This is a genomic window from Methylobacterium sp. 10, assembly GCF_000519085.1.
Classification (GTDB): domain Bacteria; phylum Pseudomonadota; class Alphaproteobacteria; order Rhizobiales; family Beijerinckiaceae; genus Methylobacterium.
Genome location: NZ_KI912577.1, coordinates 911,780 through 935,676 on the forward strand (window position 1 = coordinate 911,780; position 23,897 = coordinate 935,676).

At 68.4% G+C, this 23,897-nt stretch carries 13 protein-coding genes and 1 tRNA gene; 7 read left to right on the forward strand and 7 right to left on the reverse strand.

Annotated elements, in window-relative coordinates; translation table 11 throughout:
• Positions 1-273: 273 nt before the first annotated feature.
• Positions 274-2,283 carry a PAS domain-containing protein gene (locus tag K368_RS0104150; RefSeq protein ID WP_348625522.1) on the reverse strand — a complete coding sequence of 670 codons (2,010 nt, stop codon included), beginning with the start codon at positions 2,281-2,283 and terminating at the stop codon, positions 274-276.
• Between the two features lie 1,433 nt (positions 2,284-3,716).
• Between K368_RS0104150 and K368_RS0104155 the strand changes: the two genes are divergently transcribed.
• Positions 3,717-7,466, forward strand: coding sequence for an AAA family ATPase (locus tag K368_RS0104155; protein ID WP_027171281.1), 3,750 nt, complete (start codon positions 3,717-3,719; stop codon positions 7,464-7,466).
• Positions 7,467-7,609: 143 nt separating this feature from the next.
• On the opposite strand, the gene K368_RS23905 is transcribed toward K368_RS0104155, so the two are convergent.
• From K368_RS23905 to K368_RS0104170, 3 genes are all read right to left on the reverse strand, one after another.
• Positions 7,610-9,421 (reverse strand): M10 family metallopeptidase, encoded by a 1,812-nt coding sequence (locus K368_RS23905; RefSeq protein WP_051439753.1) that lies wholly within the window; start codon positions 9,419-9,421, stop codon positions 7,610-7,612.
• Positions 9,422-10,122: 701 nt separating this feature from the next.
• Positions 10,123-10,575, reverse strand: a complete 453-nt coding sequence (locus K368_RS0104165) for an anaerobic typically selenocysteine-containing protein (RefSeq protein WP_155935015.1) — start codon at positions 10,573-10,575, stop codon at positions 10,123-10,125.
• A 142-nt stretch (positions 10,576-10,717) separates the two neighbouring features.
• Positions 10,718-11,383: an HAD family hydrolase gene (locus tag K368_RS0104170; RefSeq protein ID WP_027171283.1), complete on the reverse strand. Its 666-nt coding sequence runs from the start codon at positions 11,381-11,383 to the stop codon at positions 10,718-10,720.
• A 303-nt stretch (positions 11,384-11,686) separates the two neighbouring features.
• Between K368_RS0104170 and K368_RS0104175 the strand changes: the two genes are divergently transcribed.
• Positions 11,687-11,896 (forward strand): hypothetical protein, encoded by a 210-nt coding sequence (locus tag K368_RS0104175; protein WP_027171284.1) that lies wholly within the window; start codon positions 11,687-11,689, stop codon positions 11,894-11,896.
• Positions 11,893-12,063 (forward strand): hypothetical protein, encoded by a 171-nt coding sequence (locus K368_RS26470; RefSeq protein ID WP_155935017.1) that lies wholly within the window; start codon positions 11,893-11,895, stop codon positions 12,061-12,063. Before K368_RS0104175 ends, K368_RS26470 begins: the two co-directional genes overlap by 4 nt.
• Before the next feature lie 36 nt (positions 12,064-12,099).
• Here the strand turns inward: K368_RS26470 and K368_RS0104180 are convergent, their stop codons facing one another.
• Both K368_RS0104180 and K368_RS0104185 read right to left on the reverse strand, forming a co-directional pair.
• The gene (locus tag K368_RS0104180) at positions 12,100-12,456 is read right to left on the reverse strand and encodes a hypothetical protein (RefSeq protein WP_036265952.1); all 357 of its coding nucleotides are present in this window, start codon (positions 12,454-12,456) and stop codon (positions 12,100-12,102) included.
• A gap of 555 nt (positions 12,457-13,011) precedes the next feature.
• A tRNA-Arg gene (locus K368_RS0104185) sits at positions 13,012-13,088 on the reverse strand.
• A gap of 207 nt (positions 13,089-13,295) precedes the next feature.
• Between K368_RS0104185 and K368_RS0104190 the strand changes: the two genes are divergently transcribed.
• Positions 13,296-14,345: a cysteine synthase A gene (locus K368_RS0104190; protein ID WP_027171286.1), complete on the forward strand. Its 1,050-nt coding sequence runs from the start codon at positions 13,296-13,298 to the stop codon at positions 14,343-14,345.
• Positions 14,346-14,478: 133 nt separating this feature from the next.
• A complete protein-coding gene (locus K368_RS26475) occupies positions 14,479-14,634 on the forward strand; it encodes a hypothetical protein (protein WP_018046049.1) in 156 nt (51 codons plus the stop codon).
• A gap of 86 nt (positions 14,635-14,720) precedes the next feature.
• On the opposite strand, the gene K368_RS0104200 is transcribed toward K368_RS26475, so the two are convergent.
• Complete coding sequence (locus K368_RS0104200; protein ID WP_027171287.1) at positions 14,721-16,145, reverse strand: serine protease; 1,425 nt, start codon at positions 16,143-16,145, stop codon at positions 14,721-14,723.
• A gap of 175 nt (positions 16,146-16,320) precedes the next feature.
• On the opposite strand from K368_RS0104200, the gene K368_RS0104205 reads away from it, so the two are divergent.
• Both K368_RS0104205 and pbpC read left to right on the forward strand, forming a co-directional pair.
• Positions 16,321-21,684 (forward strand): alpha-2-macroglobulin, encoded by a 5,364-nt coding sequence (locus tag K368_RS0104205; protein ID WP_245259499.1) that lies wholly within the window; start codon positions 16,321-16,323, stop codon positions 21,682-21,684.
• A gap of 4 nt (positions 21,685-21,688) precedes the next feature.
• A complete protein-coding gene (pbpC, locus tag K368_RS0104210) occupies positions 21,689-23,893 on the forward strand; it encodes a penicillin-binding protein 1C (protein ID WP_051439754.1) in 2,205 nt (734 codons plus the stop codon).
• Positions 23,894-23,897 lie beyond the last annotated feature (4 nt).

Genomic DNA, 23,897 nt, shown 5'->3' on the forward strand with positions numbered 1-23,897 from the left:
CACGGGCCGGTGTGCGATGTCAAAGTCGAGGCACCCGCCGGTCAGTATCTCCGTTTGAAATGTCGTCCTGAAACATCGCCCCCACGCTCTCGTTCCGATTCCGAGTCGTGGAAATCCGACGCTTGGTACCCATCCCTAAACGTCTGCGAAGGGTGGCAAGCGGACCTTGACCGTTCGCCGTGGAGCAGACGTTCCGCTTCCGACCCAACCTCGTCGCTCTCTGGAAAGGCAGTTCACGTGCAAGCGGACCTTAAGTCACCAGAGACGTAAGCTTTAAAAGCCGACGGCACGCGCGGGTTTGGTATCTGCAGATTGAAGGAACTGCACGTTCATGCTTGCGCCGAAGCGATGCCGTACGAGGCAGTCGAACCGGCGTCCGTCGACATCGACGATGAGGACGAACCGTTCTGGCACCGTGGTATGCAGGCGCACATGCAACCGTGCGCCGCCGTCCGATAGGTCGCGGATCGAGCAGGCGATGCGGCCGCCGTCTGAGACATGAATGTGAGCAGGTAGCAGGATACGCGTTCGGCGATTAGCGCGCCGTTCCTCCATCCCGATGGTCCAATTGTCCAAGCCCGTGCTGATGCTCGACACACCGTCGGCAGCCTGCTGCATGCTGGCCAGGATCTCACCCGTGGCGTGCGCCTGCTCTTCCATCGAGGCAGTGACGCCATCGACATGCTGGCTGATCGTACCGATCGCCGCAGTGATCGAGGCCAGGGTGGTCGCGACCTCGCTCGAGACAGCCTGCATGCCAGTAATTTCGCTGCTAATCCGGTTCGTGGCCGCTGCGGCCTGACCAGCCAGGTTCTTCACTTCTGTCGCGACCACCGCAAAGCCGCGCCCTGCCTCGCCGGCCCGTGCCGCCTCGATCGTCGCGTTCAACGCCAACAGATTGATCTGTTGCGCAATGTCCGTGATCATCGTGGCAACGCCGCTCATCGAATGCGCTGCCGCACGCAGCCGCTCGGTTGCGGCGTCAGCCACGCCGGCTCGACCATGGATGTCGTCCACGACGGTCTTGGACTGAATCATGCTGCGAGAGATCGAAAGCGCTGACGCATTCATGGCGTCCGCCGCATCCGTGACCGCCTGAACGTTATCGAGGGTGCGCTCTGCTGCCTCTACCGCGACCGACCGCGCCTCCATGTTGGCGGTGACGTCGGAAGCGTACTTGACGATCTTGATCAATCGGCCACTCGGGTCAAAAATCGGATTGTAGCTGGCCTGGATCCACACGGCACGGCCGCCCTTGCCGAAGCGCTGGAACATGCCCGATGAAAAACTGCCGCCTCTCAGGCGGTCCCAGAACGCGGCGTAGTCCGTTGTCTGCGCGTAGCCAGGCTCCACGAACATGGCGTGCGGTCGCCCCCTTATCTCCTCGATCCCGTAGCCGAGCGACTTCAGGAAATTCGTATTGGCATTAAGGACCGTCGCGTCGGGGGCGAACTCGATGACGGCCTGTGAGCGATTGACGGCCGCCAGCTGAGCCATTGCATCCGCTACCTGCAGTTTCTGCCCGGTAATGTCGGTGGCGAACTTCACGACCTTGATCGGAACACCATCCCGATCACGGATCGGATTGTAGGTTGCCTGGATCCAGACCTCGCGACCGCCCTTGGCAATCCGCTTGAACTCCCCTGAGCTGAACTGGCCTTTGCCCAGAACGGACCAGAACTCACGATAGGCCTCACCCTCGCGCTCGGCCGGTTCCACGAACATGCTGTGATGACGTCCTTGGACCTCGTCGAGCGCGTAGCCCACGGCCGAAAGGAAGTTGGCGTTAGCATCCAGGATCGTGCCATCGAGCGCGAACTCGATGACGGCCTGTGAGCGCTGCAGAGCGCCGAGCTGTCCGTCATGGTCGATGTTGCGCAATACTTGCTGAGTGACATCGGTTGCGAACTTGACCACTCGGATCACACGTCCGGCACGATCAAGGACGGGATTATATGTGGCCTGGATCCAGACCTCGCGTCCATCCTTTGCGAAGCGCTTGAACTCGCGCGTCTGAGGCTCGCCACGGCGAAGCGCCTCCCAGAACGCTTGATAAGCCTCGCTGGCTTGCTCCGCGGCAGACACGAATCGAACGTGGTTCTGCCCCTTCAGGTCGGAGAGAGTATAGCCCATCAGGTCGAGAAATAGAGTGTTGGCAGTGAGCACCGTGCCGTCAGGAGCAAACTCGATCCGGGCTGTTGACTTGTCGATCGCGGTCATAAGCGCACGCAGATCAGTATCAAAAAACGGCACGTAGCTGTCCCCACGATGCGTTGTTCGCATTCCCTTCCTCGTTGACAGCCTTTAGTTAAACAAAACTGAAACAACCTTAATGCGAACTGCAAATTTTTTGACTATCACCGGCAGGTATTAATCGATCGATGCAATTAAAATTAAAGTCTGTTATGTTAAAGAATCATATTTCTGAGGTTGTGCATCTCATTATGTTTCAATTGGTCCGCCAATATGGTGGCGGAATGTAGTCAATTACGGCGTAATTTATAATAATTTAGCGTAGATACACTAAAGATATTTCATTGATATCTTGGAATGTATTGAATTGCAATTCTGCCAATCACTGCAGGGGTACACTGGTTTGATTTGGCCGAAACATGGACCGGCTGAAGAGCGCGAGCATTTCGCTCCGACCGCGCACGGCGGCGGCGTGATCGTAGGCGGGAAAGTCCGGCAACATCCAACCCTGCGCGGCCGGCTAGATCTGCGTCGTCTACCGCACGTTGACTTGCATGAGGGCGCTCTCCATCCGCGCGGCCATTGCGGGCGGTTAGCTGCCGTGGTTCTCGGCCGCTGCGACGTTGATCTCGGCCATCGACTTTGGCGCGAACAGGTGAGGGCGCGTCAGTCGCAAGATTGCCGCCGTGAAAGCTGGCGGCCACCGCGAATCGGTCAGGGCAAGTTCCAGCGGAAATCCGGGCCATACCGCCTCACATGCGGAAGCTTACCGCACTGGCCACACTGTTCGCGTCGAAATTTTTTAAAACCGAGAGTGGACCGACCGCGAACTACCCAGCCCGGTCGTAGATCCTCCTCTCCTCAGCGGCCGGAAAGCGGACCTTTCGAGGGTCGGCAACGCGTCGGGACCGGCCTGTCCGTTTACGGCTGGGTTGGGTGGATTGCGGACGGGTCGTCAGCGATAAGGTCGTGAGATGCGGCCTCATGACAGGCGCTGAAGAGCTTCCAAGCGCGCCACGAGGCAGACGCCGCACTCTTCGATCTCTTTATCTCCTACGAAGAGACCGCTCGTTTCCTCCCGGCGTTCTCAGGGGCGCCAAATTTAAAATGAGCGACTATGGGCGCCCGCCATCCCAAGGGCTCCGAATGCGGGTTGATGCCATCCGATCTGCGGGACCGTTCACACCGATTTTGACACCCGCGCCGTCATTCCGGGGCGCCGAAGGCGAGCCCGGCCCCGGAGGGCCGCGCCAGAGGCGTGCAATCCAGATCCGCCGGGCGGGCCCTATCGAGCCCACGGAGCGGCCCTGGATTCCGGGCTCCGCGATGCGGACCCGGAATGACGACGTGGCCTGTTCATTGTCATGCCACATCCCATTCACTCGAGTTCGAAGCCCTGCCGCCATCCCGCTGCGTGTGGACATCGTTGCGCGGCGGCTGCATCGCCCTCGTCCGCCCGTCATCCTGGGCTATGACACCCTTCCCCGCATCCCCCTGTCATATTCGAGACGAGGCCACGACCCTTGCGCATCCTGGCGATCCGCGGCGAGAACCTCGCGAGCCTCGCGGCCCCCTTCTCCGTCGACCTCTCCGGCGGCCCCATCGGCGCCACCGGCATTTTCGCCATCACCGGCGAGACGGGGGCGGGCAAGTCCACCATCCTCGACGCCCTCTGCCTCGCCCTCTACGGGCGCTATCCGCGCGTGGCGACCAGCGGGCGCGAGCGGGCGCCCGATCCCGGCGGCGATCCCATCACCATCGGCGACGAGCGGGCGATCCTGCGGCGGGGGGCGACGGAGGGCTTCGCCGAGGTCGATTTCATCGGCCGGGACGGACAGGGCTACTGCGCGCGGTGGTCGGTCTACCGGGCGCGGGGCAAGGCCAACGGCCGCCTCCAGAACAAGACGCGCTCCCTCACCCGGCTCGCGGACGGGGGCTCCGTCGGCGACAGCAAGGCCGGCCTCGTCGACGCGGCGATCTGCGACCTCACCGACCTCACCTTCGACCAGTTCCGCCGCACCGTCCTGCTGGCGCAGGGGGAGTTCGACGCCTTCCTCCTCGCCGCCGAGGGCGAGCGCGCGGATCTCTTGGAGAAGATCACCGGCACGGCGATCTATTCCGAGATCTCGAAGCGGATCCATGCCGGGGCCGAGGCGCAGCGCGCCGCGGTGAAGGAGCTGGAGGCGCATCGCGACGCCGTCGGCCTCCTCGACGAGGCGGCGCGGGCGGAGAAACACGCCGAGCGGGCGCGGCTCCAGGCCGAGGTGACGGAGCTCTCCGGCCAACTGGCGGAACTGAACGCGGCGCTGGCCCATGCGCGGCGCATCACCGACACACGGGGCCTGGTCTCGGCGGCCGAGAGCCGCCTCACTGTCGCGCGGCAAGCCCTCGAGACCCATCGGCCCGACAGCCTGCGCCTCGCCGAACTCGACGCGGTGGAGCCCCTGCGCGAACCGGCGCGGAATGCGGCCCGGGCGGAGCGGGATCTTATTGCCGCCGAGGCGGCCCTGGTGCTGGCTCTCGCGGCGCGCGGCGAGGCCGAGGCGCGGGCCCGCGCCGCGCGGGAGGCCCATGACGACGCCGCCAGGGCGGACGAGGCGTCGGAGGCCGGGTTCAAGGCGTTCGGCCCGGTCTGGACCCGGGCGGCCGAGCTCGACACCCGGATCGCCGAGGCGGCCACCGAATCCGCCCATGCCACCGAGGCGGCGACCGCCGCCGAGGCCAAAGCAGTGGCGGCGCGCACGGCTCTGGAGGCGCTCGATGCCGGCCTCGCGGCGGCGGAGGCCGCGCGGGCCGAGGTCGCCGCCCGGTTCGCGGCCGATACGGGCGGCGCCTTCCTCGCCGGCCGGGCGGAGGAGGCCGAACAGCTCTTTGCCAAGCGCGCGACCCTGAGCGCGGAACTGGCCGAGGCCAAGGCCACTCTCCGCACGGCCACGGACGAGGCCGCCCGCCGCGCGGCCGCGATCGCCACGGGGGACCGGGCGATCGCGCAGGCGAAGGCCGCGCGGACGCAAGCGGCCGAGCACCGGGCCAGCCTCGCCGCCGCCCTGGACCAGATCGGCGAAGGCGCGGCGCGGGCGCGCCTGGGCACGATCGACCGACTCGCCGAGCATCTGCGCGAGGCGTTGCCCCTGGCGCGCGGCCACGGGGAGGCGTCCCTCACCGTCGAGCGGGCCGTGACGGAGGCGGAGGTCGCCCGCCGCGACGAAGAGGCCGCACAGCTCTCCGGGGAGGAGGCCGCCGCCCGGCAGGCCCGTGCCATCGAGATGCGTAAGGCCGTCGCCCCCCTGGCGGAGCTCGCCGAGGAGGCCGTCTCGCAGCAGGCGGCGCATCTGCGCAGCCTGCTCGTGGAGGATCAGCCCTGCCCGGTCTGCGGCGCCACCGATCATCCGCATGCCCGAGACCAGGATGGGCTGGGGCGGGTGGCCGAGGCGCTCAAAGCGCAGCGCGCGGAGCAGGACGCGGCCATCGCCGCCGCCCGCGAAACCCTGGCGGAAGCCGCCTCGACCCGCGCCGCCGCCGGGGCGAGGCTGCGCAACGCCGAACAGGTGGCGGCGTCCGCACAGGCTACGCAGGGTCGGGCGGCGGCCGCCTATGCCGATCTGCGCCCGCACCTCCTCGCGACGCGGGGCGAAGCGGGGGTGGACGGGACGATCCCGGAACGGCTCGATGCCGAGGCGGCCCCCGCGCTCTTGGCCCTCGTCGACACCCTGAAGCGCGCCCGCGCCCCGCTGCTCCCCGCCCTGGAGCGGGCCGGGATAGTGCGTGGCGAGATCGACGCCCTCAATGCGCGGATCGAGGCGGGAGCCGGTGAGATCGAGGCGGCGGAACTGGCCCGCGCCGCCGAGCGCGAGGCCCTGCGTCTCGCCGAACTCACCGCCAACGGCGAGACGGTCCGCGTCTCGGGTCTCACGGAGCGGGTCGTCTCCCTCGGCCGCGAGATCGCGCCGTATCTCGCGGGCGCCGGTTTGTCCCTGGCCGATCTCGACCGGGACGGGGCCGGTGCGGCCCAGCGCGTGGCGAAGGTCGCCGCCGAACACCGCGCCCTCGACCGCCGTCGGGACGAGCTCGACCGCGAGGCGCAATCCCTCGCCTCCCGGCGGGCCGGCGCGGCCGAGGCCCTGGGCTTCACCCGCGCCGCCGCCGACGCGGCCGGGCACCAGGCGCTAATCCGCTCCGACAGGCTCGCCGGTCTGCGGGCGGAGCGGGCGCCCCTCCTCGGCGGCGAGGAGACGGGCGCGCACCGGACCCGCATCAACGCATCGCGCAAACTCGCCCGCGACGCGCTGAAACAGGCGGAAGAGGCCCGCGCCGCAGCCCAGGCCGCCCTCGCCTCGGCGGTGACGGCGGCCGAGCACGGAGCCGCCGCCCGCGACGCGGCCCGGCGCCAGCGCGAGGAGGCCGATGCCGCTTACCTCGCCGCCTGCGCCCCGCGCGGCATCGCGGCGGTGCGGGAGGCCCTGGCGTTGCCCCCGGAGATCCGCGCCTCCCTGCGCCAGGCCGTCGATGGGCGGACCTTGGAGGCGCGCGAGGCCGAGACCGCCCTCGCGACGCGGCGGGCCGACCTCGCCCTCCTCCTCGATGCGCCGGAGATCGACGCTCCCGCCACGCAGGCGGCGGCCTCCGGCCTCGCCGAGACGATCACCGCCCACCAGCAGGGCCTCGGCGCCATCACCGCCGATCTCCACCGGGACGACGCGGCGCGGGAGCGGGCGGCCGGGTTGGAGGCGACCATCGCCGAGGCGCGGGCCGACTACGCCGTCTGGGAGGCGGTGAACGAGGCGGTGGGCTCTGCCAGCGGCGTCAAGTTCCGCCTCTTCGCCCAAGGGGTGACGCTCGAACATCTGGTCCGGCTCGCCAACGAGCACCTGCTGGCCTTGAGCCCGCGCTACCGGCTGGTGCGCGGCGACCCGGCGAACCTCTCCCTCCACGTGGTCGACCGCGACATGGGCGAGGAGGTGCGCGCCACCCGCAGCCTCTCGGGCGGCGAGCGTTTCCTCGTCTCCCTGGCGCTGGCCCTCGCTTTGTCCGGCCTGGAGGGCCGCGATTCCTTCGTCGACACCCTCTTCATCGACGAGGGTTTCGGCTCCCTCGACGCCGAGACCCTCGACCTCGCCGTGGACGCCCTGGAGACGCTCCAGGGCCGCGGTCGCAAGGTCGGGGTCATCACCCATGTGGCGGCGATGATCGAGCGCATCGCCGTACAGGTCCGGGTGGAGAAGCGCGGCAACGGCCGCAGCGTGGTGAGTGTCGTGGAGGCGGGGGCGGGGTGAGGTGTGGTCCATCTCCGGAAAGGTCACGCACCTCACCCTATCCCTCTCGTTTCAGCAGAGGGGACCTGCGTCAGTATTCCCGGCCGGAATTCTTCCCGGCTGGAAGTCTCGGCCGCATTAGAGCCGATCGACTGGAAACCGACTCAGACGAAGAACCCCGAATCGACCTGCGAAACCCGGATGTGATCCAGTTCGACCGTTCCCCCGCCCGACAGGGTGAGCAGGGCATAGCCGTCCGAGGACCGGCCGACGGAATAGCTCTGGCCGGAGAGGTCGATCCGGTCGCCGCTCGCGGCGCTGAAATCGAACAGCGTGTCGTCGCCCGAATGGAGGCCGAACACGGATCGGTTGGCGCCCCCGCCGAGGAAGAACACATCGTCGCCGCGCCCGCCGGTCAGGACGTTGCTGCCCCTGCCGCCGATGAGAACGTCGTGGCCCCATCCGCCGCTGAGGGTGTCGTTGCCCGCGCCGCCATCGAGGCGGTCGTTGCCCAGGCCGCCGAGGAGCGTGTCCGCGCCGTCATTGCCGTAGAGCCGGTCGTGTCCGGCCCCGCCATTCAGCACGTTGCCGCCCGCATTGCCCCGCAGGGCATTCGCCAGATCGTTGCCTGTGGCCCTGGCGGCGTCGCCGATGAGGATCAGGTGCTCGACATTCTCGCCGAGGGCGTAGGAGACGGTGCTGCGGACGAAGTCGGTGCCCTGGCCGGCCCTCTCCACCACCATGTCGCGCCCGTTATCGACGAGGTAGGTGTCGTTTCCGGCAAGGCCGAACATCTTGTCCGAGGAGAGACCACCGTCGATGCGGTTATCGGCCGTGTTGCCGACGATCCTGTCATGCCCCCCGCCGCCGATGGCGTTCTCGATCAGGGAGCGCAGGTCGCCCTGGTGCAGGAGCGCGTTGGCGACGTTGCCGACCGCGATGGCGTCGCCGCCGCTATAGGCCTGGTGGTTGACGAGCTGGGCGGTGGAGAAGGTCGAGAAGGCCCCCGGGCGCAGGTCCACGTCCAGGGCGGTCGCATAATTGGAGAGATCGTAGGTGTCCCGGCCGTTGCCGTCCCAGACCGTCATCGAGATCTTGTTGGAGGTCGGAACGCCCTGGTCGATGCCGTCGATGGACATCTCGCCGGTCTTGGCGTCCCAGCGATAGGTCGTGTTTCCACTGTTGGTCTGGAAATTGGCGCCGTAGAGGAACTGCAGGGCGGCGATGTCGTCCTGCATGTAGGTCTGAGGCTGGTTGAACCCCTCGCCCTCGAACGGATGGTCGAAATTGGTCGGGTCGGACCGGTAGGTCATCAGCGACCAGTCCTGCCCGTCCTTCTCCAGGGGAAGCGCCGCCGTGCCGTAGCGGGGCGGGCTGCCGACGAGGCCGAGCTCGGCATTCAGGGGGGCGTCTGTATAATCCTGATGGCCATGCTTCAGGCCGAGCGCATGCCCGGTCTCGTGCATGGTCGTCGCCAGCCCCCAGTTTCCGATCGCCGGAACGGTGTAGAACGGCTGGTCGGAGTAGGTTCCGAACCAGACATCCCCGGCCTCGGGATTGCTCGACGGAAAGTTGGCATGGGCCGAGTTCTCCTCTTTCCAGAAGGTCTGGCTGAAGCGCAGGTCGGCATGGATCGTGGCGGTCTCGGTGATCTCCTGGAAGGTCAGGTGGGTGTAGGAGGCCACGAGGTCGAGGGTGTAGCGCGTCGCCTCCTGCTGCTGCGGATTGAAGGGCTGGTGGTAGACGGGGTCGCCACTCTGGTGCGGATCACTCTCGTAGCCTGACCCTTCGTAGAAGCTCCCGCTCGCGGGAAAGCTGTAGGTCAGCGTGCCGATCGTCCATTTCGAGCCGATCAGGACCCCGTCGATATGGTCCTCCCCGGCGAAATGGTACGTCCCGTCGCGACCTTGGAATTGATACAGAAGGGCGGTCTTGCCGTCGCTGCGGCTGGTCTGTTCTGAACCCGGTACGGCCATCGTCTCGCGCCTTCACAATCGAGCGTGATTGTTCGCGCCGTGATGGCCGGTCAGGGTGATGGCTCGCATCGACAGCGCTCGAGGCGAAGGTCTTGAGGCTTCCCGGTTAAAACATGGCTTAGAGTGCCTCACAAAACTCCCGGCCACGGTCGTTTCTCCTCGGAGCATGACGGCGCAGCGGGAGTTTTGTGAGAGACACTTAGAAATTTGGCAGATCGCGAGCGCCCCGACGGGCCGATCCCCGGCGCGAGGCCAAACATCGGGGCTTATGCCGGCCGACGATGAGGAGAACTCATCGTCCACCGCCCGCGCGACCGCGCGGCGGCGGGCGTCCGCCGAACGCGCTGAGAACGACCATCGGTCGGGATCAGCGCCGCTTGGTATTATGCCGAGTTTGTGTGAATTCGCCCCATATGTCGGGCTGACGGCCGCCGCTGCGCAGTCCCGCAGGCAGGCCTCTCGAAGCCTGCTTGGTCTGATTTTTCCAACGACTGCTCAAGCGAAAGCAGATCATCCAAGCAGACCACCTCATCCTGAGGTGCCCTTTGCTCGAGCAAAGGGCCTCGAAGGAGCGCTCCAGACACCAAAGAGATCCCTGGAAGGCTCCCTCAAAGCTGCTACGCGGCACCTCAGGATGAGGTAAACGCTTGGAACGACACCTCAAACAGGCTTTGAATAAGAGTGAACGGCCCGTCGCCCGGTCATCCGGCGGGCGGAGTGAGGATCAGCTTGCCGACGAAGGGAGCGTCGGCATTGCGGGTGCTGGTGCAGCCATAGGCCGTCTCGCCCGCCTTCATCGTCCGCAGCCGCAGGACGCCTTTGCCGTTCTGCTTCACGGTGTAGCCCTTCTCGCTCATGACATGGACGAGGTCGCCATCCGCGTGCAGCACCTTGGCGTTCTCGAACTGGCCCTCGGCGGTGATCGTCACCGGGGCGTTCGCCGTGCTCACGATATGGAGCTCCACATTCGTATCGGCGGGCAATCTCAGCTCGGCCGGTGCGCAGACGGGCTTTCCGTTTTCGAGTGTCACCGTCAGCTCGACCGGCGGCATCGCATCGCTTGCCGGTGGCGCCAGAGGCTTGCTTTGAGAATAAGCCGGGCCTGCGATGAGTGCAGCCACCATGACGGCAAGGCTTTGTCGAATCATCATCATCGTTCTCGGCTCCGATTGCTTCGCATCCCGGCGGTGCGCAGTGTCGCTCTGACAAGAACGACCACTCGTGCCTGTTCCGGGCTGCGACGAAGCGAGCCCCCTCCCCGTCGCTCCCACCGGGCCCCGGCCCGATGAGCTCACGTCAGGTGGCGGCGAGGGGAGAGCGATCGAACCCGTCGAGGAGATCCTGCGGGTCGCGGTAGAGGGCGATGCAGCCGGCCCTCGAAAGGTCCGCCGCCGGGACGCCGCCGCACAGGACGCCGATCGTCGACAGGCCGGCCTTGGCGGCGGCCTCCGCATCGTAGGGGGTGTCGCCGACGACAACGATCGAGCGTGCCTCGAGGGGGGCGAGTTTCTTCAGGGCCGCCTCGAAGATGTCGGGATGGGGTTTGGAGCGCTCCGCGTCGTCCGAGGTGGTCACCACGTCGACGAGATCGGCGATGCCCAGGATCTCCTGGTAATGCTCGACCTCGTCCTTCTTGCCCGACGACCCCAGGGCGATCCGCATGTCCGCCGCCCCGATCCGCTCGAACAGGGCGCGCACCCCGGGGAACGGCCGCACCCGGTCGAGATAGTCGCGCTTGAACAGGTCGGAGCGGTAGGCCTCGATGGTCTTGCCCTCGCGCTCCACGCGCTCCGGCGGCAGGAACACCGGCATGAGTTCATCGCCGCCCTTGCCGATCTGGCGCCGGACCGTGACGAAATCGGCCTCCACCCCGAAATGGGCGAAGGCCTCGACCCAGGCCCGGGCATGCAGATCCACGCTGTCGAGCAGCGTCCCGTCGATGTCGAAGATCACTGCGCGCATGTGAGGCCCCCCGCGCCGACAACCATCGGGAGGATGCGCCGTTCCGCCATGCGCATGCGGCGGATCGAGGGTCGGCGGTCAAGGGCCGAGGGATGGCGGTCGAAGAGGGGGTCGCGTGGCGGTCGAAACGGGGCCGTGCATGGCGGTATCGGCCAAGCCGCCGGTCCCCTCCGGGAGGGCCGGTCAGATTGTGGCGGTGTGCCGCTTCGATATGCCAATAAGCATTATCATGCTATATTTTACCCTAACCGGGCCGGGTGTATGGCACTTTCGTTCTGGACCCCACTGAGCGCCGTTTGCCCGATGATGAGCCATCGTTGTCTCGACCCCCATGATTCCTACGCACAGGCGGAGGTGTTGGTCACGTTCGAGGGGGTATTCCCGGACCTCCGCCTGCTCTCGGCCATCGACGGCGAAGGTGACGACATCCTTCCGGACCTGATCGACGAGCAGAGGCGCGACCTGATCCAGGAGATCGCCGAGTTCTACTGCGGTGCGCGAACGGCGGCATGACCATCGATCGTCGCGCGACCATCGATGACGCTGCCTTACCCTTATCGCCGTCCGAACGTTCTTTCGCGCATCGCCTCCAGAACGCCACCTCCTCCTGCGGCGCTCAGGGCGCGGGCTTTACCCAGCCGGCGCCGACCACCAAAACCTGTTACGTTTCAGAGGCTTGAGCGAGGTCAAGCGTCGGCTCGCCGATGCGAACCTGCTCAGCTCTTCGTCCCCTGGAAGGGACGAAACAACCAGGCGAGGCGCTTGGCATCGGCCTCTTCGCCCTCCACAGGCTCGGTCGCCGGCTCTTCGGCCTCGGTCCCGGCCGGCTTCCCGGCATCCTCGTCTTCCAGCGTCTCGACCATCTGTTCGAGCAGCGGCGGCAGCCGGACCTCGTATTTTTCGAGGATGATGGCCGCATCCAGCAAGGCGTGAATGTGAGCTTTTGGAATGGGTTGGCTGGCGATCTGTGCGCTCAGGACGCGGTCCGCCAGAAGGCTCGCGAGGCGTGACACCTCGGACAGCCGGCCGGCGGGATCCGAGGCTGAGGAGGACGGCTCCGGGCTCTCGTTCATGGCAGATGTTCCTCCCCCATCAAGTGCTTAACGCATTATCCGCCATCCCCCTACATCCGCCAGACGCATCTTGTCCCGGTGGACGAACCATCGCGCCGGCGGCATCGAGGCAGCCGCTCCTTGCCGAGGTTCTCTGCTCGGCGCGCCCGCCTGCGCGGCTTTGCCGAAGGCGGTATCTCGCGGGCCATCGTCTCATACGCTTCGCAAAGTCGGCCACTGGTTCGGCAGCCGAAAGCCTGCGGTATTCCAATGACTTGAGTGGGAGGAAGCAATGTCTCGTCAATGCGAGCGAGCATAGCCAAGATGCCGAGATCCGATGTGGGATCGGTGTTTCGGCAGGCACTTGAGCAGTTCACCGAGGACCAAGGCCTTCGAGAGCCGCTTCGGCCCGCCTCATCCGTCAGCCGCGGAGCCGTGGCCGGCGGCAGCGATCGATCTGGCTGGAAAAGCAATGCCGAGGACTACGGGATCGGCTTGAACGTCCAGGGCCCTCACGGCGCGAACAGCCGGCTTGCCCCTGGTATTTTCAGCCGGTCTGGAAACCGGCTTTAGTAATGGCGCGCCCGAAAGGATTCGAACCTCTGACCCCCAGATTCGTAGTCTGGTGCTCTATCCAGCTGAGCTACGGGCGCCGACCTGACCGGGGGAGAGTTGTGCGCTCCGCCGTCGGTGGGGGTGTCTAGAATCTCCTTTTCAGCTTGGCAACCCCTTCTCGACCGATCGGCGTGCCTTTCTGCGATCCGCGTGAGGGAGGGTGGCCGCGGGGCGCGGTGTCGGTCATGGTCGTCCCCGACGAACCGCTCGTCGATCCCTCCTCTGCAGGATACGCCCGCCCCGTCATGACCACGCGCAAAGCTTCCCTCTCCGGCGACGTCCTCGCCGCCATCGGCGGAACGCCGCTGATCCACCTGCGCCGTGCCTCGGACCTCACCGGCTGCACCATCCTCGGCAAGGCCGAGTTCCTCAATCCGGGCTTGTCGGTGAAGGACCGGGCCGCCCTGTCCATCGTCGCGGATGCCGAGCGGCGCGGATCGATCCGGCCGGGCGGCACCATCGTCGAGGGGACGGCGGGCAATACCGGTATCGGGCTCGCCCTCGTCGCCTCGGTCCGCGGCTACCGCACGGTGATCGTCATCCCGGAGACGCAGTCGGCCGAGAAGAAGGAGACCCTGCGCCTCGCCGGCGCCCGCCTCGTCGAGGTGCCGGCCGTGCCGTTCTCCAACCCGGACAATTACGTGCATGTGGCGCGCCGGCTCGCCGAGCGTCTGGCAGCGACCGAACCGGCGGGCGCCTTCTTCGCGAACCAGTTCGACAACGTCGCCAACCGGCAGGCGCATGTGGACACGACCGGCCCCGAGCTCTTCGCCGCGACGGAGGGGCGGATCGACGGCTTCGTCTGCGCGGCCGGGACAGGCGGCACGCTCGCCGGCACCGCCCAGGCGTTGCGGGCGCTCAAGCCCGACGTCACCGTCGCGCTCGCCGACCCCGAGGGATCGGCCCTGCATGCCTACTACACCACCGGAACGCTGAAGGCCGAAGGCTCCTCGATCACCGAAGGGATCGGCCAGGGCCGGGTGACGGCCAATCTCGAAGGGTTCCGACCGGACCATTCCTTCCGCATCCCCGACACGGAGGCCCTGGACATCGTGTTCGGCCTGATGCGCGAGGAAGGGCTCAGTCTCGGCGGCTCATCGGGAATCAACGTCGCCGGGGCGATCCGGCTGGCGCGGCTTCTCGGCCCCGGCCACACCATCGCGACGATCCTCTGCGACGGGGCGGCGCGCTACGCGTCGAAGCTGTTCAACCCGGCCTTCCTCGCCGAGCGCGGGCTGCCGGTGCCGGCCTGGCTCACGGAAACGGCGGGCGAACTGCCGGACTGGCGAGCCTGACATCGACTTTCCTGCAACACCGTCATCAATCTGCATCATTGAGACGCGCAAGCGTTGAACGGAATCGGCGGATGGGCGTTTCACCGGTCAAGCTCAAGCAATGTTGGTTGGGCGTGACCGGAGTTTCTTTCCCATGACCCTGACCACCATCCTGCTCATCATCCTGATCCTCGCCGTCCTCGGCGGCGGTAACTTCCTCGGTGGAGGTGCTTATCGCGGGCAGAGCTTCGGTCTGGGCGGTATCCTCATCATCATCCTGATCGTGCTTCTGGTCACGGGACGTCTCTGATCGCACGTCCGAACCGGCGGGGTGTTCCGGCGCCCCGCCGTTCACGCATCAGGGACATTGCGGTCCAGAGGGACCGAGCCCGTTCCCTACGGACAGGTGAGGCCGACCACCGAACCGGCCGCCCTGGAGGCGACCGCACCTAGGGTCGAGCCCGACCTGTCGGTGGCCGTAATCGGCGAGATGCCGTTCTCGGCCAGGAACGCCACCACCACGCGGCCATCGACCAGGGGGTAGCTCATCGGCGGCGCCACACCGGCGACGAGACGGGGCGACGACGGATAACGGGCGACGAGGCCCGCCAGGGCGCCGTCCCGGTCGAGCACGACGGCCCCCGACGATCCGGGCTGAAGCGGTGCGGAGAGCCGCTCCTGGCCCGCTTGGCCCGACGAGACGGCGATGCCTCCTCCCGCATCGGCACCCAGGACCACGAGCGCGTCGCCCGGCGTCAATGCACTCCCCCTTGCGGCCAGGGGGGCGACGCGACCCTTCACGCCGGCCCCTTCCAGAAGCGCCAGACCCCGCCCTGCATCCACTTTGACGATGCGCGCCGCCATGTCGGCGATCCGGGGCGCCGCGCAGGTTTCCAGGGTGGAGGAGCTCGTCAGGACACGCCCCGGGGCGACGACGAGGCCGATGCCTGTCGTCGCCGCAGGTCGGGACAGAGGTGGCAGGGCTCTCGCGGCCGGCCCCGGCAGGGACCGGTCGAGCGTCCCGCTCGGTTTGGCCGCCACCTGGGCAGGAGCCGCATCGGCCGTCTCCGGGAACGGCACGAAGCTGTTGGCGATGGCGATGACCAGGCGATCCACATCCGGCCCGAGGGCCTTGTCGTAGCCGATGGTGAAGCCGCGAATTCCCCCCACGCCGGCGGCATAGCGAATGTAGGATCTGCCCGTTGCCGTCTCACCGGTGACCACGAGGAAGTCCGGCCGCTTGATCTTGTAGGTCACCTTGCGGTCAGCGGCCGGCGCGGTGGCGCGGGCAAACAGAGCGTCGAGACCGGTCTCCTCCGGGGCGAAGGATTTCGTGTCGAGGGTGACGCGGCCATCCCCGCTCTGCCAGCGGGTTCCGCCGGCCTGAGGGCTGCGCTTGGCGAGCAGCCGCTCGGGCACGCCGATGACGACGCCGCTCGCCGGATCGGGCTTCACGGTGAAGCGCGACGCCTTCCGGGCCATGTCGCCGGCCGCGAGGATCGCCGCCCGCATCTTCGCGTCGGGGAAGCCGGGCGCCGGGTTTCCGGCACGCTTCTGGTAGGAGAGCAGGGCGTCGTATGTGCGCCGCCCGAACGTACCGGTGATCACGCTGTTGTAGTCGCCGGTCCAGATCAGGGCATCCTGCAAGCCCTTTCTGTCCGCCTCCGGCAGGGGCTCGAAGACCGCCTTCGCCGCCTCGAAGGCGGGGTCGACCGCCGGGGCGGGGCGGGCGGGCGCTTGAGCGGGACCTTGCGCCTGAACCGGCAGGACGAGGAGGGCCAGAGCCGCCGCAACCCAGGAGAATCGCGCGCGCTGCGTCATGGTCCACGCTCCCCGATGGCCTTTTGGCGATACCGTTTGCGAAGGTGTGACAGAGGGATCGCCCGATTTCCAGCGGATCGTCAGGGCGAACGCGTCATTGCGGCGGCCGCGCGAGGTGCTACGGTCCGGCGCGGCACCGAGGGGGGATCGGATGCCGCCGAGGACGAGGTGGGCGATGTCGGGATCAACCGGGCTCGGGCGCGCGACCGCCCGTCTTGCCAGAAGTTTTCTTGCCAGAGGCCTTCTTGCCGGAAGCGTTCTCGCCGGCTCCCTGGCCGTCGGCGGCCTCGGCGCGGCACCGGCTTTCGCCCAGGCGCCGGACCGGCCGGTGGCGCGGATCGCGACCCCAAAACCAGCGCCATCCCCCAAGGCTTTTGTGCGTGACGCGCTGGCCAGTGACGCGGTCCGTCTCGAAGCGACGGTGAAGGCGGATTCCGCCACGTCGGGATTCACCAAGCCGGCGGCCAAGTTGCGGGCCGAGGGCGAGGCCCTGGTGGAGGCCGAGAAGCCGGCCGATGCCCTCAAGCCCCTCGCCGGCGCCGTTGCCGCCGATGCGGGCGACCCGCAGAACTGGCTGGCCTATGCCCGCGCCGCGAGCACGGTGGGCAATGACGAGCAGACCGGCGACTATTCCTACCGCCGGACCCTGCGCGGCCAGGCTCGGGCCGCCGCCTATCAGGCCTATCTGAAGGCCCGCGGTGCCGCCGCCGAGGCCGAGGCCCTGGCAACGCTGGGCGAGGTCTATGCCGATGAATCCGAGTGGCGGCCCTCCCTCGAGGCCTACCGCGCTAGCCTCGCGCTCTCCGACGACGCCACGGTGCGCGAGACTTACGAGAGTCTGCGCGCCGAGCACGGCTTCCGCATCCTCGACTACAAGGTCGATTCCGACGCCGCCGCCCCGCGCGTCTGCTTCCAGTTCTCCGAGAGCCTGGCGCCGAAGACCGACTTCACGCCGTTCGTCGCCGTTTCGGGCGCGGCCAACGCCGCCGTCACCGGCAGCGGCCAGCAGATCTGCGTGGACGGGCTGAAGCATGGCGAGCGCTACGCCTTCGTGCTGCGCTCGGGCATCCCGTCCTCCGTGGGCGAGGCCCTACTGAAATCGGCCGATTACGAAGTCTACGTGCGGGACCGCTCGCCCCAGGTGCGCTTCACCGGGCGCAACTACGTCCTGCCGCGCACCGGCCAGGCCGGCGTGCCTCTGGTCTCGGTGAACGCGCCGAAAATCGACGTGGAGGTGCTGCGCGTCGGCGACCGTGGCTTGCTGCCATCCCTGCGCTCGGAGGAGTTCCTCGGCCAGCTCAGCGGCATGACCGCGAAGACCATCGCCGACCAGAAGGGCACCCGCGTCTGGAAGGGCACGCTCGATACGGCCAAGGCCGAACTGAATCACGAGGCCGTCACCGCCTTCCCGGTGCTGCAGGCGGTCGGCAAGCTGGAGCCCGGCATCTACATCATGCTGGCCCAGGCCAGCGGCGTCGCTGCCTCGACGGACGAGGATGGCGGCTACGAGGCCCAGGCCACGCAGTGGTTCGTCGTCTCGGATCTCGGCCTCACCGCCTTCAAGGGCCGCGACGGCATCCACGTCTTCGCCCGGTCGCTCGCGAGCGCGAAGACGGTGCCCGGCGCCGAAATCCGTCTGGTGGCCCGCAACAACGAGGTGTTGGCGACGAAGAAGACCGACAGCCAGGGCCACGTCGCCTTCGATCCGGGCCTCGCGCGCGGCGACGGGGGGATCGCGCCCGGTCTCGTCGTGGCGCAACTCGGCGACGATTACGGCTTCCTCGACTTCTCCCAGAGCGCCTTCGACCTCACCGATCGCGGCGTGAAGGGCCGGCCGCAGCCGGGCGCGGTGGAGGCCTACGTCTTCCCCGAGCGCGGCGTCTACCGTTCCGGCGAGACCGTTCAGGTCACGGCCTTGCTGCGCGATGCTGCCGGCATCGCCGTGCCGAACCTTCCCCTCACCCTGGTGGTGAAGCGGCCCGACGGGGTCGAGTATCGCCGCGTCCAAGTCGCCGATGCCGGCCTCGGCGGCCGCGCCCTGCCGCTCGCTCTGATGCCGGGCGCGATGCACGGCACCTGGCGGATCGCCGCTTATACCGATGCGAAGGCGTCGCCTGTCGGGGAAGCCACGTTCCTCGTCGAAGATTACGTACCCGAGCGCCTGGAGGTCACTCTCACCCCGAAGAGCCCGACCCTGACGAAGAGTGAGCCGGCCACGATCGACGTGGCCGCGCGCTACCTCTATGGCGCGCCGGGCTCGGGCCTCGACGTTTCGGGCACCGTCCTGGTCCAGGCCGCTGCGACGAGCGGGATCAAGGGCCTCGACGGGTTCTCCATCGGCCTCGACGACGAGAAGGTGGAGGCGACCTCGGCCGAGATCGAAGCCAAGGCCACCACGGACGCCAAGGGGCTGGCGACGCTCACCGTCCCGGTCCAGGCACTGAGCGCGCCCCGGCCCACCGAGGCGAAGATCACCCTTCAGGTCGGCGAGCCGGGCGGACGGGCGCTGAGCCGCAGCCTCACCCTGCCGATCCTGCCCTCCGGTCCCGTCCTCGCCATCCGCAAGAATTTTTCGGGTGACCTCACGGAAGGCGGTGTCGCCACGTTCGACGTGGTCATGGCGAGCCCCGACGGACGGAGAATTCCCCAGAACGGCGTCGCCTGGACCCTGTCCAAGGTCGACCGGAACTACCAATGGTACCGCGAGGGCGGGCGCTGGTCGTTCGAGCCGGTGACCTCGACGCGGCGCATCGCCGACGGGCGGCTCGATCTGGCTGCCGATGCGCCGGGCCGGGTCAATTCCGCCGTCGGCTTCGGCACCTACCGCCTCGAAGCCCTGGTCGCCGGCCGGCCCGAGGCCACGGTCAGCGTCACCTTCACCGTGGGCTGGGGCGGGTCCGAGACCGCGGATGTGCCCGACCTCCTCGATCTCAAGCTCGACAAGCCGACCTATGCCGCCGGCGAGACTCTGAGGGCGCGCCTCCAGCCGCGCTTCAAGGGCACGGCCACCCTCGCCGTGGTGAGCGACAGGGTCCACGACATCCTCGACGTCACGGTGCCGGAGAGCGGCGCCACGGTGGACATTCCCGTGAAGGCGGAATGGGGGTCGGGCGCCTATCTCGTCGCTACCGCCTACCGGCCCCTCGATCAGGCGGCCAAGCGCCTGCCGGGCCGGGCGCTGGGCCTTGTCTGGTTCTCGGTGGATACCGACAAGCGCAGCCTCGCCGTGACCGTCGGGGCGCCCGCGACCACGCGGCCCCGCGAGACCCTGACCTTGCCGATCCAGCTCGCCGGCCTCGCCTCCGGCGAGGAGGCGCGGGTGAGCGTGGCCCTGGTCGATGTCGGCATCCTCAACCTGACCCGCTACGAATCGCCCAATCCCTTCGGCTACTTCTTCGGCCAGAAGGCGCTGGGACCGGAGATCCGCGACCTCTACGGATACCTGATCGACGGCATGCAGGGGACGCTCGGCGCAATCCGCTCGGGCGGTGACGGCGGCGCGGCGGAACTCTCCGATTCGCCCCCGACCCAGGCGCCGCTGGCGCTCTATTCCGGTGTCGTCGTCGTCGGCCCCGACGGCCGCGCCAGCGTCGACTTCCCCCTGCCCGCCTTCAACGGCACCGGCCGGGTGATGGTGACCGCCTGGAGCAGGACCAGGGTCGGCTCGGCCCAGACCGACGTGATCATCCGCGATCCCGTCGTGCTCACCGGCACCCTGCCGCGCTTCCTCAATGTCGGCGACCGCTCGCGCTTCTTCATCGCCATCGACAATGTCGAAGGGCAGGCCGGCGACTACACCGTGGATCTCGACCTCGCCGGCCCGGTCCTGGTCTCGGCCGGCGCGGTCCACAGCACCCTAAAGCTGGAGGCGGGCGCCAAGAGCTCCCTGGTGATCCCGATCACCGCCGCCGGTCCTGGCCTGTCGCGGCTCGACGTGAACCTGTCCGGCCCCGGCATCACCGGCACGGTCGGCCAGAGCTTCTCGCTGAACATCGGCCCCGGCACGGGCGCCCTGGTCCGCCGCTCGGTGAGTTCCCTCGAACCCGGCGCCAGCCTGCAGGTGACGGGCGACCTCCTGGCCGACATCCTCCCCGGCACCGGGTCGGTCTCGGTGACGGCCTCCTCGCTCGCCGCCCTCGACGTACCCGCCCTGCTCCAGGCGTTGGACCGCTATCCCTATGGCTGCTCGGAACAGACCGTGAGCCGGGCGATGCCGCTTCTCTACGTCAACAAGCTCGCCTCCCTCGACAGGCTCGGCATCGACGACAAGGTCGACGAGCGGGTGCGGGAGGCCATCGACCGGGTGCTCTCGCGCCAGGACGCGTCGGGTGATTTCGGCCTATGGAGCGTCGGAGGGTCGAGCGACGTCTGGCTCAACGCCTACGTCACCGACTTCCTGACCCGCGCCCGCGAACGCGGCTTCGCGGTGCCTCAGACCGCCTTCGCCAATGCCCTGGACCGCCTGCGCAACACCGTGGCCAACACCACGGAGGTGCGTGACGGCGGCATGGACATCGCCTACGCGGCCTATGTTCTGGCTCGCAACGGCCGCCCGGTGATGGGCGACCTGCGCTACCTCGCCGATACCAAGCTCGGTGAGTTCGCGACTCCCCTCGGACGCGGCCAGATCGCGGCGGCTCTGGCACTCCTCGGCGACAGGGGCCGCGCGGCCAAGGCCTTCGAGTCGGCGGTAACGGCGCTCGGATCCGCGCGCGACACCTCGACCTATCGCGCCGATTACGGCTCGCGCCTGCGCGACGGGGCCGGCCTTCTCGCCCTCGCCGCAGAAACGGGCCTCGCCCGCGAGACCATCCGGCCGCTGGGTCAGGTCATCACCCAGGAGCGCGCCAGCGGACGCCTCACCAGCACTCAGGAGAATGCCTGGATGGTGCTGGCCGCCGAGGGCCTTGCCAAGGACGCGGAGGCGTTGCGCTTCAGCGTCGACGGCACGCGGCAATCAGGCCCGGTCTCGCGGCTTTACCGCGCCCCCGCCCTCGATGGGAGGACCGTCACCATCACCAATGATGGGACAAGCGCCGCCCAGACGGTGGTGAGCGTATCGGGCAATCCCATCGCGCCCGAGCCGGCTGAATCGCGCGACTACGCCATCGAGCGGACCTATCACCGCCTCGACGGCACGGTGGTGGATCTCGCTCAAGGGGTTCGCCAGAACGACCGCCTCGTGGTGGTGCTCAAGGTGACCGAGTCAAAGGCCAGCGCCGGCCGCCTCCTGCTGGTGGACCGCCTTCCCGCCGGCATCGAGATCGACAACCCGAAGCTCCTCGATTCCGATGCCCTGGCGGGGCTCGCCTTCGCCAAGTCGGACGTGCAGCCGGTGAGCACCGAGTTCCGCGACGACCGTTTCGTGGCGGCTTACGAGCGGTCACCGGAGCAATCCGCCTTCTTCACGGTGGCCTATACCGTACGGGCGGTCTCGCCGGGCACCTACGTCCATCCCGGCGCCACCATCGAGGACATGTACCGCCCCGAACGCTTCGGCCGCACCGCCTTCGGTTCGGTCGAGGTGAGCGCGAAATAGGGCCATGGGTCGCGCGCTGACGCGCTTCCCCTCCCCCTTGTGGGGAGGGGTCAGGGGTGGGGGTGGTGCCGGATGCGGTGCGACCTCTACGCAACCACCCCCACCTCCAACTCCTCCCCACAAGGGGGAGGAGATCCTCGCGCTTCGTCCGATCTACGTGGTCATCGGCCTCCTCCTCCTCCTCCCCGCCCTCGCCCTCTGGCGCTTCGTCGCGACCCTCCCTCCCCTCGACCTGACCCAGGCCAGTCTCCGCTCCACCGTCATCCTCGACCGGGACCGCCATCTCCTGCGCCCCTTCGCCACCGCCGACGGGCGCTGGCGCCTGCCGGTGACGGGGGCGGAGGTCGATCCGCGCATGCTCGCCATGCTGATGGCCTACGAGGACCGGCGCTTTGCCGACCATTACGGCATCGACCCGGCCGCGACCCTGCGCGCCGCGTGGCAATGGCTCCGCCACGGCAGAATCGTCTCGGGGGGCTCCACCCTGTCGATGCAGGTCGCCCGCCTCGTGGAACCAAGACCCGAGCGTTCGCTTGCCGCCAAGCTCCGCCAGATGGTGCGGGCGCTCCAGCTGGAACGCCGGTTGGGGAAGGACGGCGTGCTCGACCTCTATCTCGCGCTCGCGCCCTATGGCGGCCCGGTGGAAGGCTTGCGGGCGGCCAGCTTCGCCTATTTCGGGCGTGAGCCCGCCCGGCTGTCCTTTGCCGAATCCGCCCTCCTCGTTGGCCTGCCGCAGGCGCCGGAGGCGCGCAGGCCGGATCGTTTTCCCGCCCGCGCCCGGCAGGCACGCGACCGGGTCCTCGACATCGCCGCAGCGCGCGGCGTCATCACGCCAGCCGAGGCGAAGGCCGCCAAGGCCGAACCGGTGCCGGACCAGCGAAAGCCCTTCCCGATGCTGGCGGCCCATGCGGCGGAAGCAGCCGTAGCCGCCGATCCCGCCGCGCGGGTCCAGCGTCTCTCTCTCGACGGGCGATTGCAGGCGAGCCTCGAACGGCTCGCGGCCGAGCGCGCCGCTGCCATGGGGCCGGGTATCTCGGCGGCGATCCTCGCCATCGACAACCGCACCGGCGCGGTGATCGCCCAGGTGGGGAGCGCGGGCTATCTCGACGCCAGCCGGTCGGGCGCCATCGACATGACGGGGGCGATCCGTTCGCCGGGCTCCGCCCTGAAGCCGTTCATCTACGCGCTGGCCTTCGAGAACGGCATCGCCCATCCCGAGACCCTCCTCGACGACCGGCCGGTGCGCTTTGCCGGCTCCTACGCGCCGGAAAATTTCGATCTCAGCTACCAGGGCACCGTCACGGCGCGGCGCGCGCTTCAGCTTTCCCTGAACGTGCCGGCGGTGGACCTGCTGGAGGCGGTGGGTGCCGCCCGCTTCATCGCCCGCCTGCGCGGCGCGGGAGCGCGGATCGACCTGCCGCGTGACACGGCACCCGGCCTGCCGGTGGCTCTGGGCGGCCTCGGCATCACCCTCACCGACCTCGCGCGGCTGTTCTCCGGCCTCGCCCGGGGAGGTTCGGTGCCCGACCTGATCCGCCGCCTCGACGGGCCGGCCGCATCGCCCCCGCCGGAGCTGCGCGTCATCGAGCCGGTGGCGGCCTGGTATGTCGCCGATACCCTGCGCGGGGCGCCGCCGCCGGAGAACGCGCTGCCGAACCGGATCGCGTTCAAGACCGGCACGTCCTACGGCTATCGCGATGCCCTGGCGGTGGGGTTCGACCGGCGCGTCACCATCGCGGTCTGGGTCGGGCGGCCGGACGGCAACGCCGTGCCGGGTCTCGTCGGGCGGGCGGTGGCCGCGCCGATCCTGTTCGACGCGTTCTCGCGCTTCGGCGGCGAGCCCGATTCCGTGCCGATGCCCCGCGATGCCCTGGTGACCACCACCGCCGGCCTGCCGCCTCCCCTGCGCCACATCCGCAGGGACGTGCCCAAGACCCTCTCGGCGGCCCTGGGCTCCGCCCTCAAGATCGCCTACCCGCCGGACGGCGCCCGGATCGATCTCGGCCTCGCCGAACCCGGCCCCGTGCCGAGCCTCGCCCTGAAGGCGCTGGGCGGGGTGCCGCCCCTCACCTGGATGGTCAACAGCCTGCCCGTCGCCGAGAGCGCCCGGCGCCAATCGGAATGGTCACCGGACGGCGCGGGCTTCGCCAGGATCTCGGTGATGGACGCGTCGGGGGCCAGCGACAGCGTGGTGGTGAGGTTGGAGTGAGGAG

What these genes read in the sequence shown, in the direction of transcription:
- K368_RS0104170 (WP_027171283.1), bottom strand. Translation starts at nt 11,383, where the DNA reads ATGCGCGCAGTGATCTTCGACATCGACGGGACGCTGCTCGACAGCGTG.
- pbpC (WP_051439754.1), top strand. Translation starts at nt 21,689, where the DNA reads ATGGGTCGCGCGCTGACGCGCTTCCCCTCCCCCTTGTGGGGAGGGGTC.
- K368_RS0104175 (WP_027171284.1), top strand. Translation starts at nt 11,687, where the DNA reads ATGATGAGCCATCGTTGTCTCGACCCCCATGATTCCTACGCACAGGCG.
- K368_RS0104180 (WP_036265952.1), bottom strand. Translation starts at nt 12,456, where the DNA reads ATGAACGAGAGCCCGGAGCCGTCCTCCTCAGCCTCGGATCCCGCCGGC.
- K368_RS0104190 (WP_027171286.1), top strand. Translation starts at nt 13,296, where the DNA reads ATGACCACGCGCAAAGCTTCCCTCTCCGGCGACGTCCTCGCCGCCATC.
- K368_RS26470 (WP_155935017.1), top strand. Translation starts at nt 11,893, where the DNA reads ATGACCATCGATCGTCGCGCGACCATCGATGACGCTGCCTTACCCTTA.
- K368_RS0104165 (WP_155935015.1), bottom strand. Translation starts at nt 10,575, where the DNA reads ATGATGATGATTCGACAAAGCCTTGCCGTCATGGTGGCTGCACTCATC.
- K368_RS0104205 (WP_245259499.1), top strand. Translation starts at nt 16,321, where the DNA reads ATGTCGGGATCAACCGGGCTCGGGCGCGCGACCGCCCGTCTTGCCAGA.
- K368_RS0104200 (WP_027171287.1), bottom strand. Translation starts at nt 16,145, where the DNA reads ATGACGCAGCGCGCGCGATTCTCCTGGGTTGCGGCGGCTCTGGCCCTC.
- K368_RS26475 (WP_018046049.1), top strand. Translation starts at nt 14,479, where the DNA reads ATGACCCTGACCACCATCCTGCTCATCATCCTGATCCTCGCCGTCCTC.
- K368_RS23905 (WP_051439753.1), bottom strand. Translation starts at nt 9,421, where the DNA reads ATGGCCGTACCGGGTTCAGAACAGACCAGCCGCAGCGACGGCAAGACC.
- K368_RS0104150 (WP_348625522.1), bottom strand. Translation starts at nt 2,283, where the DNA reads ATGCGAACAACGCATCGTGGGGACAGCTACGTGCCGTTTTTTGATACT.